Annotated in this window: 19 protein-coding genes; 7 read left to right on the top strand and 12 right to left on the bottom strand. The window is 65.8% G+C overall.

The features are described 5' to 3' along the window. Positions 1-174: 174 nt before the first annotated feature. The 6 genes from pqqC to pedF are packed head-to-tail and all read right to left on the bottom strand — an operon-like array spanning position 175 to position 4,805. The gene (gene pqqC, locus CCC_RS06215) at positions 175-903 is read right to left on the bottom strand and encodes a pyrroloquinoline-quinone synthase PqqC (protein WP_009867561.1); all 729 of its coding nucleotides are present in this window, start codon (positions 901-903) and stop codon (positions 175-177) included. Next, positions 900-1,826, bottom strand: a complete 927-nt coding sequence (pqqB, locus tag CCC_RS06220) for a pyrroloquinoline quinone biosynthesis protein PqqB (RefSeq protein ID WP_041040343.1) — start codon at positions 1,824-1,826, stop codon at positions 900-902. The genes pqqC and pqqB overlap by 4 nt, the downstream gene beginning before the upstream one ends. Next, entirely contained in the window at positions 1,823-2,755 is a 933-nt protein-coding gene (locus CCC_RS06225) for a quinoprotein relay system zinc metallohydrolase 1 (protein ID WP_009867563.1), read from the bottom strand. Before CCC_RS06225 ends, pqqB begins: the two co-directional genes overlap by 4 nt. Beyond that, positions 2,752-3,531: a quinoprotein dehydrogenase-associated SoxYZ-like carrier gene (locus tag CCC_RS06230; protein ID WP_041040345.1), complete on the bottom strand. Its 780-nt coding sequence runs from the start codon at positions 3,529-3,531 to the stop codon at positions 2,752-2,754. Before CCC_RS06230 ends, CCC_RS06225 begins: the two co-directional genes overlap by 4 nt. A 1-nt stretch (position 3,532) precedes the next feature. Beyond that, a complete protein-coding gene (locus tag CCC_RS06235; protein ID WP_041040347.1) occupies positions 3,533-4,378 on the bottom strand; it encodes a substrate-binding periplasmic protein in 846 nt (281 codons plus the stop codon). Between the two features lie 4 nt (positions 4,379-4,382). Then, entirely contained in the window at positions 4,383-4,805 is a 423-nt protein-coding gene (gene pedF, locus CCC_RS06240) for a cytochrome c-550 PedF (protein WP_009867566.1), read from the bottom strand. 197 nt (positions 4,806-5,002) lie between these two features. On the opposite strand from pedF, the gene CCC_RS06245 reads away from it, so the two are divergent. From CCC_RS06245 to CCC_RS06260, 4 genes are read left to right on the top strand one after another with little or no spacing between them, the layout of a single operon-like run. Further along, complete coding sequence (locus CCC_RS06245) at positions 5,003-6,163, top strand: ABC transporter substrate-binding protein (protein ID WP_236686318.1); 1,161 nt, start codon at positions 5,003-5,005, stop codon at positions 6,161-6,163. Further along, positions 6,148-7,104, top strand: a complete 957-nt coding sequence (locus CCC_RS06250; protein ID WP_041040350.1) for a PQQ-dependent catabolism-associated beta-propeller protein — start codon at positions 6,148-6,150, stop codon at positions 7,102-7,104. The genes CCC_RS06245 and CCC_RS06250 overlap by 16 nt, the downstream gene beginning before the upstream one ends. Continuing rightward, positions 7,101-7,835, top strand: a complete 735-nt coding sequence (locus CCC_RS06255; RefSeq protein WP_009867264.1) for an ATP-binding cassette domain-containing protein — start codon at positions 7,101-7,103, stop codon at positions 7,833-7,835. Before CCC_RS06250 ends, CCC_RS06255 begins: the two co-directional genes overlap by 4 nt. Further along, positions 7,832-8,626 carry an ABC transporter permease gene (locus CCC_RS06260; protein ID WP_009867263.1) on the top strand — a complete coding sequence of 265 codons (795 nt, stop codon included), beginning with the start codon at positions 7,832-7,834 and terminating at the stop codon, positions 8,624-8,626. The genes CCC_RS06255 and CCC_RS06260 overlap by 4 nt, the downstream gene beginning before the upstream one ends. On the opposite strand, the gene CCC_RS06265 is transcribed toward CCC_RS06260, so the two are convergent. Genes CCC_RS06265 through CCC_RS06275 form a run of 3 tightly spaced genes read right to left on the bottom strand, consistent with a single transcriptional unit; the run spans position 8,616 to position 10,889 of the window. Then, on the bottom strand, positions 8,616-9,185 hold the full coding sequence (locus CCC_RS06265) for an ATP-binding cassette domain-containing protein (RefSeq protein ID WP_009867262.1): 570 nt from the start codon (positions 9,183-9,185) through the stop codon (positions 8,616-8,618). The two genes, CCC_RS06260 and CCC_RS06265, sit on opposite strands and share 11 nt — an antisense overlap. A gap of 1 nt (position 9,186) precedes the next feature. Then, a complete protein-coding gene (locus CCC_RS06270; protein ID WP_052472957.1) occupies positions 9,187-9,930 on the bottom strand; it encodes an ABC transporter permease in 744 nt (247 codons plus the stop codon). Then, on the bottom strand, positions 9,930-10,889 hold the full coding sequence (locus CCC_RS06275) for an ABC transporter substrate-binding protein (RefSeq protein WP_009869705.1): 960 nt from the start codon (positions 10,887-10,889) through the stop codon (positions 9,930-9,932). Before CCC_RS06275 ends, CCC_RS06270 begins: the two co-directional genes overlap by 1 nt. Positions 10,890-10,989: 100 nt before the next feature. On the opposite strand from CCC_RS06275, the gene CCC_RS06280 reads away from it, so the two are divergent. Then, positions 10,990-11,499, top strand: coding sequence for a rhodanese-like domain-containing protein (locus tag CCC_RS06280; RefSeq protein WP_009869706.1), 510 nt, complete (start codon positions 10,990-10,992; stop codon positions 11,497-11,499). A 19-nt stretch (positions 11,500-11,518) separates the two neighbouring features. Here the strand turns inward: CCC_RS06280 and CCC_RS06285 are convergent, their stop codons facing one another. The 3 genes from CCC_RS06285 to CCC_RS06295 all read right to left on the bottom strand — a co-directional run bounded on the left by CCC_RS06285 (position 11,519) and on the right by CCC_RS06295 (position 15,497). Beyond that, positions 11,519-12,283, bottom strand: coding sequence for a cache domain-containing protein (locus CCC_RS06285; RefSeq protein ID WP_041040352.1), 765 nt, complete (start codon positions 12,281-12,283; stop codon positions 11,519-11,521). Between the two features lie 73 nt (positions 12,284-12,356). Continuing rightward, the gene (locus tag CCC_RS06290; RefSeq protein ID WP_009869708.1) at positions 12,357-14,378 is read right to left on the bottom strand and encodes a 4Fe-4S binding protein; all 2,022 of its coding nucleotides are present in this window, start codon (positions 14,376-14,378) and stop codon (positions 12,357-12,359) included. A 21-nt stretch (positions 14,379-14,399) separates the two neighbouring features. After that, a complete protein-coding gene (locus CCC_RS06295; RefSeq protein WP_009869709.1) occupies positions 14,400-15,497 on the bottom strand; it encodes a M48 family metalloprotease in 1,098 nt (365 codons plus the stop codon). Positions 15,498-15,636: 139 nt separating this feature from the next. Here CCC_RS06295 and pqqD point away from each other — a divergent pair, with 139 nt between their 5' ends. Together pqqD and pqqE are read left to right on the top strand one after the other, a co-directional pair. Then, on the top strand, positions 15,637-15,924 hold the full coding sequence (gene pqqD, locus CCC_RS06300; RefSeq protein WP_041040442.1) for a pyrroloquinoline quinone biosynthesis peptide chaperone PqqD: 288 nt from the start codon (positions 15,637-15,639) through the stop codon (positions 15,922-15,924). Further along, on the top strand, positions 15,893-17,017 hold the full coding sequence (pqqE, locus tag CCC_RS06305; RefSeq protein ID WP_009869711.1) for a pyrroloquinoline quinone biosynthesis protein PqqE: 1,125 nt from the start codon (positions 15,893-15,895) through the stop codon (positions 17,015-17,017). Before pqqD ends, pqqE begins: the two co-directional genes overlap by 32 nt. Positions 17,018-17,020: the final 3 nt, after the last annotated feature.

Below are 17,020 nucleotides of genomic sequence, written 5' to 3' on the forward strand. Positions count from 1 at the left end.
GATCAGCCCAGACGGCGGGCATCGCAAGTATTTGTCACGGCAATTCATTCAATCAGCCTTCCGTTACCAAAGCCGATAACTTGCCGTATGGTATGTGGATACTATTTGACCGAGATCGGGGCGCAATTACCAAAAGGTCCAATGCGCCCCGCTCCCCAGGCTAAGCCCCGATAACTACTCGGGAATATAGGCTCCCGGCGGGATCATGCCGGGGGTCACATAGGCCAGGTGAAGGGCGTCAAGCTGAGCCCACAGCATGTCCAGCTTGAACGACAGGGCATGGATGACCTGCTGCTGCTGCTCGACGGTCTTGGCGTTCTCCTTGACCCAAGCCAGCCCGAAGCGAACGTCGCGGGGCGCCTCGTCCAGGCGCTTCCTGAAATAGGCCAGGGTCACGTCATTGGCGAAGTCGTAGTGCTGCAGGAAACCGGCGATGCGCTCCTTGTGGATATCGGGCGCGAACAGCTCGGTCAGCGACGAGGCGATGGCCGCCAGGACTGAATTGTCGCGCACGTAATCCACATAGGCGTCGCAGGCATAGCGGGTGGCGGGAAGAAGGCCCTCGGTCGAGACGACGTAATCGCGGTCCAGGCCCAACTGCTCGCACATATTGAGCCAGCGGGCGATGCCGCCCTCGCCCACCGCCTCGCCGTCGTGATCGACCACGCGCTGGCGCCAGACGCGGCGGATGTCGGGGTCCTTGATCCGCGACAGGATCACCGAATCCTTGATGGGGATGATGGCCTGATAATAGTAGCGGTTCAACGCCCAGGCCCGCACCTGGCCGGGCGTGGCCTTGCCGCCGTGCAGCATCTTGTGAAAGGGATGAAGGTTGTGATAGCGCTCGGCGCCCATGCCGCGCAGATGCGCTTCCAACTGATCCGGTGTCATCGGTGTGGTCATAAGGTGATCTCCATTCCGTCGAAGCCGATGTCCCAACCCGCCTCCTCGGCCGCCTGCCGCTCGGGCGAATCGGCCAGCAGAACCGGGTTGGTGTTGTTGATGTGAACGAAAACCCGCCGCTTCACGTCCAGGAGAGCGAAGGCGGCGATGGTGCCGTCCTCGCCGCTCATGGCCATGTGCCCCATGCGGGACGCGGTCTTGTTGCTGAATCCTTTCCGGATCATCTCGTCGTCGGTCCAGGTGGTTCCGTCGAACACCACCAGATCGGCGCCGCGAAGACGCTCGGCCAGTTCGGGCGGCAGCGAGGCGCAGCCGGGCAGATAGAAGAAGCGGTTGCACTCGCCGTCGCTGATTTCCAGCCCCACCGTATCCTCGGGCACACTGCCGAAATTGGGGGCGTCGGGATCTTCCAGCCACAGGGCGATCTTACCCGGAACGGCGAAGGCGGTGACGCTAAGGCCCGTGGCGATGCCGTCGGCATCCCGGATGGCCGTGGGCTCTTCGAGAGAAACGGCGATGCGCGGCGCGAAGGCGGGATTGACCACGTTGAAGATGGCGTTGGCGCCCAGAACCCCCACCACCCGACGGGTGGCATGAATGGCGAAGCGATGGCATTCGCGCAAGGTGAGCAGACCGGCGATATGATCCACATCCGCATTGGTCACCACCGCCGCAACGATGGGCGAACCACGCCCACCCACGGGCGGATGCAGAACCGGATTGGCCTTGATCTGGGCGGCCAGATCGGGCGAGGCGTTGAGCAGCACCCAACGCAATCCGTCGGCACTGACCGCCAGGGAGGATTGGGTGCGGGCCGGTGCTGCCATATCGCCCGAGCGCGCCCGCTGGCAATTGTCGCAACCGCAATTCCACTGGGGAAAGCCGCCCCCGGCCCCTGCTCCCAGCACCAGGATACGAATCATGGTTCGGCCCTCCGCATTGCCGCCTGTTCCAGGCGCGGGTAAAGGTGGGAAACCGAGCGGACGAATTCCTCCCGCGCCAGGGCGAGGGATTTGAAGCGCTCGGGGATGGGCTGTGCCATGGCCTCGGTCATGTCGAGACCGTTCTCGGCGGCATGGCTCAGGGTCTGGTTCAGCCAGATCAGCCAGTCGCGGGTCTGGGCGATGGCGCGGCGGCTGCGCTCGGGGCGGCCATGGCCGGGAACCAGGACGGAAAAGGGTAGCTTGCCCACCTCATCCAGGGCCGCCAGCCAGCCCTCCATATCGGCATGCGGCGTGGTCGGCGCCCGATCGAGGAACACCAAGTCCGAGGCGAACAAAACCCCCGTGCTGTGATCGAGCACCATCAGATCGGCATCGGTGTGGCCGGACAGCGCGATCATCTCCAGGCGATGGCCGCCGACGGTCTGGACCGCGCGGGGCGTCTCCTTGACCGGCGGGCTGAGCTCGGTGCCCTGCATCCAGGGGCCGACCATGCGGTACATATTGTCGGCGAAGGCCTTGCCCTGGACCTCCTCGCCGTGAATGGTGGCGGGCGACGCCTCCACCCCCACATCGGTGAAGGCCTGATTGCCGAAGATATGATCGGGATGGAGATGGGTGTTGATCACCCGGATCACCGGCGAAGGCGCGACTTTGCCAATGGCTTCGCGCATTTCGCGGCCATACAGCAGGGACGGACCGGTATCGATCACCACCACGCCCGCCTTGGTGACGATGAAGCCGGTATTGACGATATTGCCGCCATTCTTGACCGAGAAGTTCTCGGGCATTCCGACGAAGACATAGGTGTCGGGCGCCACCCGCTCGGCAACAAGGCCGTAGTGGCGCCCCTCGGCCTGAGCCAGGCCGGGCACCAGCAGGACGGCCAGGAGAAGGACAAGCGCTCTCATGAGCGTGGCCCTCCCACCCGGATGCGGCCCCGGAACTCGTTGCCGCCCATGTCCCGGCCCGTATAGACGAAGCCCTGTGGCCCCGCCTCGCCATGCAGTTCCAGGCTCAGCACCGGATTCTCGGACACCGGCTCGAAGGTATCGACCTCGGCCAGAACCCGGCCATCCGCACCGGAGAAGGTGGAGCGTTCGAGATAGAAGGCGGGAATGCCCGCGGCCAGACCGGTATCCATGGGATGGATCAGGCGCAGCTTCACCCGGCTGAGTGCCGGGGCGATGGTCCAGGCCCGCGCCGAAATCTCGCCCAGACGGCTTTGCCATTCGGCATTGGCCGAGGCCGCCGAGGGCAAGGTACAGCCGCCGCCTGCGGCGTCCACCCAAACCCCGCCCACATGCCAGATTCCATCCTCGGCCAGGGCGGCGGCGCGGACCGGGCTTGCCATATTGATCTTGAAGCGGGTCGCCACGAAGGGCTCGGCATCCATGGGGCGCAAGGCCAGGATCTTGGGGATGGGATTGTAATCGGCAAACAGGACGAGGCTTTGCACCTTGCCCAGCCCCGCGACCCGCACCATCACTGGCAATTGCGCCGAATTCTCCGCCGAAGCCGGAGCCGTCACCACCACGCGCGCATCGAAGACCACCGCCCCCGTCCCCAGGACCTGGGCCCGGATCTCCGGCCAAAGCGGCGAGTCCAGCGGATCGGGGGCCTCGGCCGCCAAGACGGGCCGGGCAAGGACAATCGCCAACAGCGCGGCAAGGACCGGGCGGAGCATCTCAGCCCTCCGGCGGCAGATAGGTCAGGCCATACCGCTTGAAGATGGCGGCGATGGTGCCGTCGGCCCGCATCCGGGTGATGGCGTCGTCAAGCGGATGGGAAAGCTGCCGGTTGCTGTCCTTGACCGCCAGCCCCAATTCCCAGGTGGATTGGGTCAGGCCGGGCGCGGTCATGGGGCCGATGGGAAAGCGCTTGCCATGGGCGCTCAGGGCGCTGGTCAATTCGGCTTGGTTACCCATGACCGCCGCCACCTCGCCCTTGGCCAGGGCCTGGGCAGCCGCCCCCAGATTGGGAAAGTGAACCACGTTGGCCACAAAGCGGTGGCCCAATTGATTGGTGAGATAGACGTCGGCCAGGGTCGCCAGTTCGACCCCCACCCGCTCGCGCTCGAAGACGGTGACGTCGTCTCGGGCCGTCACCTTGTCGGGATTACGCGCCACCGCCACCCGCTCGCGGAAATAGGGGGCGAAGATGACGGCGTTGTTGTTGCGAAGCGCAAAGACCCGGTCATTGGGCACATGCATCATCACATCGGCCACCCGGCGTTCCAGGTAATGGCCCTTCCACACCGCGTTGCGCAGATCGTCGTCAACGCTTTCGCCCGCCGTCAGCTCCATGAAACCGGCTTTGAGCTTCAGGCGCTTGGCCAGGGCCTTGGCCAGATCGATATCGATGCCCACCAGCTTGCCGCCCTGGCGCGACGAAAAGGGCGGGAAATCGCGATAGACCGCCACGGTCAATTCGCCCTTGGCCTGGATGTCGTCGAGACTGGCTGCCGAGGCGCCGCCGCCCGAGGCCAGCGACGCCATCAACAGTCCCGCAAGGATGAAAAGGCACCGGATCATGGGCCTATTTCTCACGAACGGTTTCCAGCCAGGCGCGGATGGCCCACATGGCTTCCTGGCTCAGCACGCCCTCGAATTTGGGCATGTAGACGCGGCCATCGCGCACGGCGCCGCCACGGATACGCTCCAGGAACCACTCGTCACCCTCGAGACCTTCGGGCAGATAGCGCAGGTCCGGGGCGATGCCGCCTGACACCGCGCCCAATCCATGGCAACGGGCGCAATTCTGATTGAAGGCGGATGTGCCGATCTCGATGGCCCGCTTGTTGCCGCGATAGGGATTTTCCTTCTGCCACTTGTCACCCAGCTTCTTCAGGCCTTCGGTATTCACCGCCTGGGGGGTCACGTCACCATGGGCCAGAGCCGTACCGGCGACACCAGCCAGAAGCAGGGCCACCAGCCCCAAACGTCCGATGAAACTGAACATGGTCCCTTCCTTCGCACCAAAACTCGTTGGACGGCATGGTAGCGGCGACGGGCAAGGGGCTGTATTGGACCTTGGCACAATTTTCCCGGATTTCCGGTCGTTTGCCCCCGTTTCGCCATTGGACAAAGGTCCAATTTTGCCCCTCCCCTCCCCCCTTCTAGACTGGGCTTTCGGTCCAAGGACGGACGGGGTGCGATGTGATTCGAGCAATGGGACTGGCCCTGGCGATCCTGATGGTCACGACCGCCGCCGAGGCGGCCGAGATCGGACTCGGCTGGCTGGGATTGCGGCCCGTCTCCGATCGCCCTGTCACTGTTCTCGACGGCCCACCCCCCGCCGATCTCGGCCTGGCCGGATTGCGCCAGGCCATCGCCGACAACAATGCGGGGGGCCGTTTCCTTGGCCAGAGCTACCGCCTGGACGCGATCACCCTGACAAATGAAGCCGAGGCCGAACCCGCCCTGGTCCGGCTGGCCCAATCGGGCATCCGGTTCGTGGTGACCGATCTTCCGGCGCCGCTGCTCTCGACGCTGGCGGCCTTGCCCGCCGCCGCAGGGCTTGTGTTCCTCAATTCCGGAGCCGAGGACGATTCCTTGCGCGAGGGCCAGTGCCGACGCAACCTGCTTCACACCATTCCCAGCCGGGCCATGCAGGCCGATGCCCTGGCGCAGCTCCTGGTGCGGCGGAACTGGAAGAAGTGGGCACTTCTGGTCGGCCCCGCCCCCGAGGACGGGCTTCGCGCCGCCGCGCTGCGCCGCGCCGCCCGCAAATTCGGGGCACGGATCGTGGCGGAAAAGCCCTGGACCTTCACCCGCGACGCCCAGCGTAATGCCGAGGGCGAAGTGGCTGCCCTCACCCGCGACTGGTCCTATGACGTTCTAATGGTCGCCGACGAGACGGGCGAGTTCGGCGATACGGCCATGTTCAACACCTTCGACCCGCGCCCGGTGGCCGGAACCCAGGGGCTGGGCGCCTCGGCCTGGCATCCGGCCCATGACCAATGGGGCGCCAACCAATTGCAGAACCGCTTTCGGGCCCAGAACCACCGCGCCATGACCGAACTTGATTTCGCCGCCTGGACCGCGGGCCGCGCCATCGGCGAGGCGGCCATGCGCGCCCGCGCCACCGATCCCGAACGCATCGAGGCCACGTTGCGGGCCGAAAACTTCGCATTGGCGGTCTATAAGGGCCGCACCGCCAGCTTCCGCCCCTGGGACGGCCAGTTGCGCCAGCCCATGCTGGTGGGCTGGGCCAGGGCCGTGGTGGCCGCCGCCCCCCAGGAGGGATTACTGCACCCCATCACCGATCTGGACACCCTGGGCACCGACAAAGGGGAAAACCTATGCGTCTTGCACTGACGGCCGTCCTGCTGGCGTGGGGCGGCACCGCCCTCGCCCAGACCGCCTATGTCTCCAACGAGAAGGACAATTCTATCTCGGTGATCGACATCAAGACCATGGCGGTGACCCAGACGGTCAAGGTCGGACGCCGTCCGCGCGGCATCACCTTGTCACCCGACTTCAAGCATCTCTATATCTGCGCCTCGGACAGCGACGCCATCCAGGTGATGGATTTGGCCAGCCTCAAGCTGATTCACGACCTGCCCTCGGGCGAGGACCCGGAGCAATTCACCTTGCACCCCGATGGCCGCCGTCTTTACGTCGCCAACGAGAACAACAACGTGGTCACCGTGATCGACGTCCACAGCCGCAAGGTCATCGGTCAGGTGGATGTGGGCATCGAGCCGGAAGGCATGGCGGTCAGCCCCGACGGCAAGATCGCCGTCAACACCTCCGAGACCACCAATATGGTCCATTGGCTGGACGCCGACCGTCTGACCTTGCTGGACAACACCGCCGTGGGCTCGCGGCCGCGTTTCGCCACCTTCGATTCCACGGGCAAGACATTGTGGGTCACCGCCGAGATCGGCGGTACCGTCCATGTCATCGACACGGCCAGCCGGACCGAGCGCCAGACTATCTCCTTCGCCATTCCCGGCATAGCCAAGGACAAGATTCAGCCGGTGGGCCTTAGACTCTCGGCGGACGGCGCCCTGGCCTTCGTGGCGCTGGGCCCGGCCAATCATGTGGCGGTGATCGACACCAAGACCCTGACGGTGGTGAAATACATTCTGGTGGGCCGCCGGGTCTGGCATCTGGCCCTGACCCCCGACGGCTCCAAGTTGTTGGCGACCAACGGCATTTCTGGCGACGTCTCGGTGATCGACACCAAGAGCCTTGGCGTCGTCAAGACCATCGCCGTCGGGCGCTATCCCTGGGGCGTGGCGATCAGGCCATGACCGACGCCCTGGCCCTGTCCCAGCTTGGCTACCGCTATCGCTCGGGCTTCGCCCTGGACGATATCGGCCTGTCGGTTCCGGCCGGATGCTTCACCATGCTGCTGGGCCCCAATGGCGCGGGCAAGAGCACCCTGGTCAACCTGATCACCCGCCTGTACGCCCCCAGTTCGGGCTCCATCGCCATCGGCGGCCACGACCTTGGCCGCCATCCCGGCAAAGCCCTGGCCCGGCTGGGCGTGGTGTTCCAGCAATCCACCCTGGATCTCGACCTCACGCTCGCCCAGAACCTGCGCTATGCCGCCGCGCTGCACGGCATGGGAGGAAGCCGGGCCGAGGCAGCCCTTACCTTGGCCCTGGCCCGCTTCGGCCTGGAAGACGCGTGGTCCAGCCCGGCCCGCGCCTTGTCGGGCGGCAACCGCCGCAAGCTGGAACTGGCCCGCGCCCTGCTGCATCAGCCCGCGCTGCTGGTCTGCGACGAGGCGACGGTCGGCTTGGACAGCGCCTCGCGGCGCTCGCTTTTGGCCCATCTGCGCCGATCGTGCCGCGACGAGGGTCTGGCGGTGCTATGGACCACCCATCTCATGGACGAGGCCGAGGCCGACGATCCGGTGATCGTGCTGCAATCGGGCCGGATCCGCGCCCAAGGCAAGGGGCGCGCCCTGATGGAGCGCACCGGCGCCGCCAATCTGGAAGGCGCCGTCCAAAGGCTGTTGTCGGAGGGACCGTCATGATCTGGCTGATCTCCCTGTGGGGCATCCTGATCCGCGAGGGATTGCGCTTCATGGGTCAGAAAGAGCGCATGGTCTCGGCCCTGCTGCGGCCCATGCTGTGGCTGGTGATCTTCGCCGCCGGGTTCCGGGCCGCCCTGGGCGTGGCCATCACGCCGCCCTATGACAGCTACATCACCTACGAGGTCTATATCCTGCCCGGTCTGGTGGGCATGGTGCAGTTGTTCAACGGCATGCAGACCTCGCTCTCCATGGTTTATGACCGCGAGACCGGCAGTATGAGGGTGTTGCTGACCAGCCCGCTGCCGCGCTGGTGGCTGCTGGCCTGCAAGCTGATCGCAGGCGCGTTGGTCTCCCTGGTCCAGGTCTATGTCTTCCTGCTGGCCGCCTTGGCCTTCGGGGTCGAGGTTCCGGCGCTGGGCTATGTGGCGGCGCTGCCGGTTTTGTTCCTGACCGGGCTGATGCTGGGCGCGGCGGGCCTGTTTCTGTCCTCGGCCATCCGTCAGTTGGAGAATTTCGCGGGCGTGATGAATTTCGTGATCTTTCCCGCCTTCTTCTTGTCCTCGGCCCTGTATCCCTTGTGGAAGGTGGCGGAATCCAGCCCGCTCCTGGCCCATCTCGCCCAGTTCAACCCCTTTACCCATGCGGTCGAGGCCATCCGCTTCGCCCTTTACCTGGATGTGTCGCCTTCGTCCCTGGCCTGGGTCCTGGGCAGTCTGGCGGTGTTTTCCGCCCTGGCGGTCTGGGGCTATGACCCGTCGCGCGGCTTCCTGGCCCGGCGGGTCATGGAATAGAAATCACCCGCGAGGCGATACCGTCCAGATCGGCGGCGTCATGGCTGACCATGACCACCGCCGGATGGCGGCGGGCACGGTAATCCTCCACGGCCCGACGGGTCAGCCGCACCGACTCCGCATCGAGGGAGACATAGGGCTCGTCCAGCAACAGGGCCTGGGGTTCCACCGCCAGGGCACGGGCCACCGCCGCGCGGCGGGCCATGCCCAGTGACATCTGCCGGGGCAGAAGTTCCCCCTTCCCGGCCAGACCCACCGCCGCCAGACCCGCCTCGATGGCCTCGGGGCCCAGGCGCGGCGCCACCAGGGCGATATTGGCGGCGACGCTCATCCAGGGCAGCAGGCAGGGCTCCTGAAACACCATCCCCAGGACCGAAGGCTGAACGGCCTCGCCGACGAAGTCACGGTCGAGCCCCGCCAGGATGCGCAACAAGGTGGACTTGCCCGAGCCCGACGGCCCCATCACGGCCACCACCTCGCCGGGCGAGACCTCGACGTTCAGCCCGGCCAGAACCACCCGGCCGCCAAAGCGCTTTTCCCTGATATGAGCCAGGATCATCTCAGTCACGCCAGCGGGAGACCTTTCGCTCCAGGGGGGCCAGCACCGCCAGTTCGATGGCCTGGACCACCAGGATGAAGGCCAGGGAATAGGCCAGGATTCCGGCGACATCGAAGCCTTGGAAGAACAGATGCAGCTTGAAGCCGATTCCGTCGCTGCGCCCCAACAGTTCGACCACCAGGACGATCTTCCAGATCAAGGCCAGACCGGACCGCGCCGCCACCATGAGATAGGGCGCCAGTTGCGGCAGCACGACATGACGCAAGCATCGCCAGCGGCCGATACGGTAGAGGTCCGCCAGATCGCCATAGGCGGGTTCCAGGGCCCTCGCCCCTTCACGCAGGGTCACCACCACCGACGGAATCTTGTTCAGCACCACCGCCGCCAGGGCGGCGCCTTCGGTCAGCCCGAACCAGACGAAGCACAGGATGGCCGTCACCAGGGCCGGCAGGTTGAGAAAGAACACCACCCAGGCGTCGAAGACCCGATCCAGCCCCCGCCACCGTCCCAGGGCGATGCCCATGGCTGTACCCAGACCGAGCGCCAGGAAAAAGGCCGCCAGAACACGGGCCAGGGTGATGGCGAGATGATGGCCGAGATCGCCCTTCAGCAAGGCCTTGACTAGCACCGCCGCCACCTCGGCGGGCGGCGGCAATGTGGCCGCGGGCACCATGACCGCCAGGCCCTGCCAGACCAGGACCAGCGACAGAAAGGACAGGAATTGCCAGCCCAGCCGCCGCCCCATCACCGGGCGGTCCAGAATGTGCCCGGCTGCAAGATGGGCGAGGGGCCGACCAGATCCTCGCCGCCCAATCGGGCCAGGATGGCGAAGACCTTTTCCGCCTCCCGGCGCTCTTGTTCCCCCCAGGCGGCGGGAATTCCGGCGCAGAACCCGGCCCGCAAACCGTTGCGCAGCCGGGGCTCGGCGGCCCGCGTCAGGGAATCGAGAGCGGACCAGTCGAAGCCCTCGGCGCACATGGCGGCCCGCGTCTCGGCCTCGGCGGCCAGAAAAGCCTTGATCTCGGAATCATGGGCATCGGCCCAGGACCGGTGGAAGATCCAGCCCAGCAGCGGGGGATTGGAGGCGATCCCCAATTGGGCGGGAATGGCGGCCACGTCCACCAGACGGCGCATTCCCTTGATCTCCAGGGGCACCGCCGCCTGCCAGAAGGTCAACAAGGCGTCCAGACGCCCCGCCTCCATCTGCTGGGCCAGCAACGGCGGCGCGGCGAAGGCCTTGTCCACCGCCCGGTCCAGATCCAGGCCGTGGCGGCGGCTGGCCAGGGCGCGCAGCAAAAGCCAGCCCTTGTCCTGGGGACCACCGGCGATGCCGACCCGCTTGCCCTCCAGATCGGCCAGGGAGGTGACCGGCGAGGCCTCGGGCACCAGCAGGGCGCCGGTCATCACCGACCAGGGAATGAATGTGAGATCATGGCCCATGGCCCGCTGACGCGACACCCACAGCCAGTCGCCGACGATGGCGTCCACGGAACCGGCCAGCAGCGCCACCGAGGCACTGTCCTTTCCGGCCAGTTCCACAGGCTCGACCCGAAGCCCGTGGGCGGCATCGAGGCGGCGGGCCCGCATGGTCTCGATCTCCCACTGCACCGTGCCGAAGCTGAGCAGGCCCAGCCGGATGGTCTCCGCTGCCCGGGCGGGCATAACCATCAGCAGCAACAGGGCGGCGATCATGGACAGGCGCATGGGGGAACTCTCCTGCCCCCAGTCTAGCAGCGGCGCAAAACGGCGGTATTCGACCTATTGCCAATGGGAGCGCCCCACCTCCCCGCCAGATGATGGCCCCATGAAGCGACTTTTTCTCGCCGCCGCCCTGCTGCTCTGCCCGCCCGCCCAGGCGGCGCAGTACCGCAGCGGCGATTACCGCGCTCCGACGCCGCTGGACTTGCCCGGCGCCGTCACCGTCGATACCGCCGATGCCAAGGCCCTGATGGAAGCGGGCACAGTGGTGGCCATCGACGTGCTGCCCGCGCCGCGCAGGCCCGATGGCGGCGCGTGGCTGCTGCCCCGGCCCCATCTCAGCCTGCCCGGCGCGGTCTGGCTGGCCAATACCGGCTATGGCGATCTGTCACCCGAGATGCGGGTCTGGTTCGCGGCCCAATTGCGGGATCTGAGCGGCGGCGACCACACCCGGCCACTGATGTTCTTTTGCATCATCGATTGCTGGATGAGCTGGAACGCCGCCATCCGGGCCATGGAACTGGGTTATTCGCGGGTCCATTGGTATCCCGACGGCACCGACGGATGGGAATTCGCCGATCTTCCCCTGGTGCCGGTGGAGCCGCGCGGGCCTTGAAGCACCGCGCGGCACGCCGTCAGTGGAAGTAATAGCCGACACCGACGATGTAATCGCCGACCCGCTGGATCATGGAACGCTTCTTTTCCACCTGATTATCGACCCGGTTCAGCCACATATAATCCACCTCGCCCTTGCCGGTGGAATTGGCGATGTTGATCATCTCGCTGACGATGGCCTTGCCCTCGGCATCCTGAAGCTTGGAGGCGTCGGTGCCAGTCAGCTTGGGATTGCCGCCAGAGGCCATGTACTTGCCCTTCATGTCGAACACGAAGACATAGAGATCGCGGGCGACGAAGCCGCCCTTGGGATCGTTGAAGGCGGCGAAGGCCTTGTCCGGGCCGTCGCTCTTCACCTTGCCCACGGCGCGGTCCAACAGCACCCGCGCCTGTTCCGGCCCCATGGAATCGCCGAAGGTCTTGAGATAGGCGATCAGATAGTCCTGCTCGGCGCGGTCGGTAATGGCCACATGGCGCATGCGGGTGCCGGGAACCAGCTTGTCATTGCCAGCGATCCAGGCGCGCAGATTGTCCTCGGTCCAGATCAGCCCGGAGGCCTTCAGCGCCTCGGAATACATGAAGGTGGGTAACGAGGCCGCCGGGCGGCCGACCACGCCGTGCAGATTGGGGCCAAAGCCCTGCTTGCCCGGATCGGCGGAGTGGCAGGCCTTGCAGTGATCGAACACATGCCTGCCCGCCGCTTCCTCGACCGTCTCGGCCCGGACGGGCAAGGCGGCGCACACCAGGGCCGCCGAAGCGAGAGCCCAACCACGCAAATGTCTCATCTGTCCAGGTCTCCCCTATGAACATCCATTTGCGGCGAGGCTAGCACCGCCCTCGGGGGGGCAGCCATTAGACCTAGGGACAAGGCCGTCCCTTGCGCTTCGCCAGAACCAGCGGCACGCAGGTGCCGGGATCGTCGTGGATGGAAACGCAATCCAGGCATTGAAAGCACTCGTCATAGGCCACACGACCCGAACGGGCGATGGCGCCATAGCGGCAACGCACCTCGCACAGTCGGCAGGGCGTGCCGCAGGAATCGCGCCGGGATATCCAGTCCCATCGCCGCAAATGTCCCATCAGGGCCAAGGCGGCGCCCAGAGGACAAAGCACCCGGCAATATCCCTTGTAGACCACCAACCCCAAGGCCAAAACCGCCAGCCCATAGGCGACGAAGGGCCAGGATCGGTCGAAGCCCAAGGTGATGGCGGTCTTGAACGGTTCGACCTCTACCGCCTTGTCAGTGGCTCCTTCCCAGCCCAGCGAGGCCAGGACCACGGCCAGCACCGCGTATTTCACCAAGCCCAGACGGGCGGGCAAGGGCCGCTGCCGAAGCTTCAGGACGAGAGCCAACTCGCCCGCCACCTCTTGCAAGGCTCCGAAGGGGCACAGCCAGCCGCAGAAGGTTCCCCGCCCCCAGACCAGCAGGGTCGGCAGGGTATAGAGCCAGACGATCACCGTGAAGGGATCGTAGAGGAAGAAGGCCAGCGACCCGCCCTGGCGCAGCGTCGTGATCAAAGCGGTCAGATTGACGATGGAAAGCTGGCCCTGACCGTACCAGCCGATGAACACCAGGGTCACCAGCAATGCCGCCATCCGCCAGGACCACAGCCGCCCCGCCCGGGCCAGCCAAGGCGATCGCCCGGCCAAACCGGCGGTCAGGGCCGCCAGAAACCCCAGAAGAGCGGTGATTTCACTCCAGCGCCCGCTCCAGGACGACAGCCAGGGCGGCGCCGGGGCCACCACCTCGGGGATCAGGAACAGTTCGGACGGGGGATGATACGCGGCCGGAAAGTCACGGGCGGCGACTTCGGTACGCATATAGCCGTGCCGACGCACCACTCTCACGCCCAGACTCCAGAGCGATGCCGGATCAAAGCCCAGGCGGGTATCGACCCGCAGGATCAGGCCTTCGGCGAAACCCGGCAGTCCCGGTTGCAGAACGGGCTCCACATCAGCGTCGCGCAGGCTGATGGGAAAGCCCGCCTGACGCAGCATCAGCCGGTCGGGGACGGAATTGCGCACGAAGTCCTCGCCGGTGATGGAGAGCGGGCCGGAGGCCAGAACCAGCACCGGCTCCTCCCAGGATTCCACATGCCGGGCCATGCGCCGCCTTGTATCCTCGGTCAGCAGATTGCGCGCCACCACCGGCAGCCCCAGATCGGCGAAATACAGATCGATCATCGTCTCTGCGCCGTCGCCCTCCTCGGCGAAGCCGGTTCCGGCAAAGGCCTTTTCCACCTCGGCCCGGCCCAGGCGCAGATGGCCGATCAGCCCGGCGGCCACCAGATCGTCCCACGACATGGTCTTGAAGGCGTCAGGGCGGGGCCGCCCCGCGGGCTTGGGCGCGATGGCCGCCAGCTTCTCGCGCGCCACCATCAGGGCCGAGGCCAGGATGGTCTCGTTGGCGATGCGCACCGAGGCGGTCGCCTTGCTGACCCCGTCCACCCAGGTATTGGCGCTGGTGTCGCGGCCCTGGTCGTGGGCGCCGCCCACCTTGATGTTATGGGCCAGGGACAGGCCGGTGTACTGGCGCAGAAATTCGTACAGGGGACGCGGCCCCAGCCCGCTCACGAAGACCGGCTCATTCTGGTCGAGAAGACGGACATCCAAAAAGGTGCCGTTGCGGTCCATGGAAATCAGGAGATTGATGGGCGCCCCGGAAAAACCGGGAATGGGCGCCAAATCCTTCGACTCGAAAATATATCCCGTGAAGGCGCCGCCGCCGTCCAGCAAGGTCCAGATGGGCAAGGCCGGGTCGGGCGCCCCCAGTTGCAGCGGCGGCGTGATCATGGCGGCAAGATCGCGGTGGTTCAGCCGCGCCCAGGCGGGCTGGCAACAGATCAGCAGCGGCAACAGCACAAGCAGCAGACGTCGCATCCCCTCCTCCCCGGCGAGGGCTCAGCCTGCTCCCGGCCTGGCGGCGGCGGCAATCCCCACCTTGGTCGAATACCGGCCCAGTTCGGCCAGACGCGCCGAGGGCGAGGGATGGGGATGGTGCCACAAGGCCCAGAGGGGTTCTGGCGCCGGTGCCGTGGCATTGGCGCCGTAAAGGCGCTCCAGCGCACGCATAAAAGCCGGTGCCCCGGCCTTATCCGCGGCATGGCTGTCGGCCTGCCCCTCCCAGCGACGGATCAGCAGCGCCTCCAGCGGCCTTACCGGCAGGATGAGCATCGGCAAGGCGGCCAGCAGAACGGCCAACCCCACACCGTCAGGCGCGGCAATCCACAATGCCGCCAGCCCCAGACCCAACCGCCAGAGCAAGAGCCGCTCGCGGTGACGATGAACGAGATGGCCCTCCTCATGGGCCAGGACAGCCGTCACCTCATCCAAGGGCAAGGCTTCGACCAGGGTGTCGTTGAGGATGATGCGGCGCTGGCGGCCGATCCCCTCGGCACGGGCGTTGAGTTGTCCGCTTCGCCGTCCTTCATCGGACAGCCAGACCGTCACCCCCTCAAGATGGCTCAGTCCGGCCAGCGGAGAAGGCGCCGCGCTCAAGCATCGGCCAGCGGCGGGAACCCATTCCCGCCACAGCAACGCCAGGGCCAGCCCCACCCAGGCGGCAAGCCAGCCGCCGCCCAGTTCCACGGCCGCACCGGTCAAAGCCGCCAGGGGAAGCATCGCCGCCAGTTCACGGCCCAGACGCCGCGCCTGTTCGCGGCAAAACCCCGCCAGGCTCCACCGTCCGGCCACAAGCCACCCCCAGGCGGCAAAGGGAAGGTCGAGGACGGTGCGAAGAACCAACACCGCAGGCAGAACAAGGATGGGGCCGCAAATTTCGGCAATATGCCGTGCGCCGCCCAGGGCCACGGCCAAAGCCAGCGCGGCCAAGCCCAGGGCCCGCCCCGCCGCAAGCCGCACCCGCGCGCTTTCCAGGGCCTGGACGCGCCCCTCCGAGCGCTGCCCCAGCCAGATCAGGGCGCGACGGGCCAGCACCAGTTCCAGCCCTCCCCCAATGACCGAGGCCAAAGCCGCGGCAAACTCAAGCGTCTCCGCCATTTCCCTGGGCCTTAGACCTATTGCCAATTGCCGCACCGGCAGCCAGCCAAACACAATGCAGGCCAATGCGATGCTGGATTATAGGAATCATTCCATTATCCATCCATACGCAATAGGTCTAATGCGCCGGAGGCAACTAATGTCCGACGAATCAAAAATACTCATGACGGACATTATTGAGGTCAACCCAATATACCTGCTGCGCTGGGAAGAGTCGGAACAGGCTCATGTCCTTCTCTATCCTGAAGGCATCGTCAAGCTGAACTCGTCGGCGGGCGAGATCTTGAAGCGCTGCGTCGGCGGCCGTCAAGTCGGCGCGCTGATCACCGAGCTCAGCGCGCTATGCCCCGAAGAGGACATCGCCGCCGATATCCTGGCATTCCTGGAGATTTCCAATGACAAGTGCTGGACCCGCGTTAAGGCTTGATGGGCAGGGCAAACCGCTGTGGCTGGTCTGTGAACTGACCTATCGTTGCCCCCTGCAATGCTCGTGGTGCAACAACCCGCTGGAATTCGGCTCCATCACCGACGAGCTGTCCACCGAGGAGTGGAAGCGGGTCCTGGCCGAAAGCCGCGCCCTGGGCAGCCTGCAACTGGGCTTTACCGGCGGCGAGCCCGCGCTGCGCCCCGATCTCGAGGAACTGGTGGCCGAGGCCGACCGGCTGGGTTACTACACCAATCTGATCACCTCCACCGTGGGTCTCAGCGCCGAGCGTCTGGCGCGGCTTAAAGAGGCGGGCCTAAAGCAGATTCAGGTCAGCCTGCAATCCCATGACGCGGCGACCACCAATGCCCTGGTGGGCGCTCCGGTGCACAATCACAAGATCGAGATGATCCGCGAGATCAAGGCCCAGGGCTTTCCCGTGGTGCTGAACATTCCCGTGGTGCGCCAGAACATCGCCCATGCCACCGCCTTCCTGGAACTGGCCCTGGAACTGGGTGTCGATTACGTCGAGTTCGCCAATGTCCAGTATTACAACTGGGCCCTGGTCAACCGCGACGAACTGATGCCGACCCTGGAGGAGCTCAAGGCCTCGGAAGCCGCCATCAACGCCTTCCGCGAGCGGGTCGGCAAGAAGATGACCGTCTATTTCGTCATCCCCGACTACTATAACGGCCGCCCCAAGGCCTGTATGAACGGCTGGGGCGCCATCATCATGACCATCGCGCCGGACGGTCTGGCCCTGCCCTGTCAGGAGGCCCGAATCCTCAAAGGTCTGGACTTCCCGTCGGTGCGCGATCATTCGGTGGAATGGATCTGGCGGGACTCCCCGGCGTTCAAGACCTATCGCGGCGACGGCTGGATGAAGGAACCGTGCCGGTCCTGCGACGAGAAGGAAAAGGATTTCGGAGGCTGCCGCTGCCAGTCCTATCTGCTGACAGGCGATGCCGCCAATCCTGACCCGGCCTGCTCGAAATCGCCCTTCCACCATATGGTGAATCAGGCGATCATCGAGGCGCACCGGCCCCAGCGCAATTCCCGTCCGCTGGTCATGCGCAAGGCCGGGGCCGCAGGCTAACCC

This window comes from Paramagnetospirillum magnetotacticum MS-1, from assembly GCF_000829825.1.
Classification (GTDB): Bacteria; Pseudomonadota; Alphaproteobacteria; order Rhodospirillales; family Magnetospirillaceae; genus Phaeospirillum; species Phaeospirillum magnetotacticum.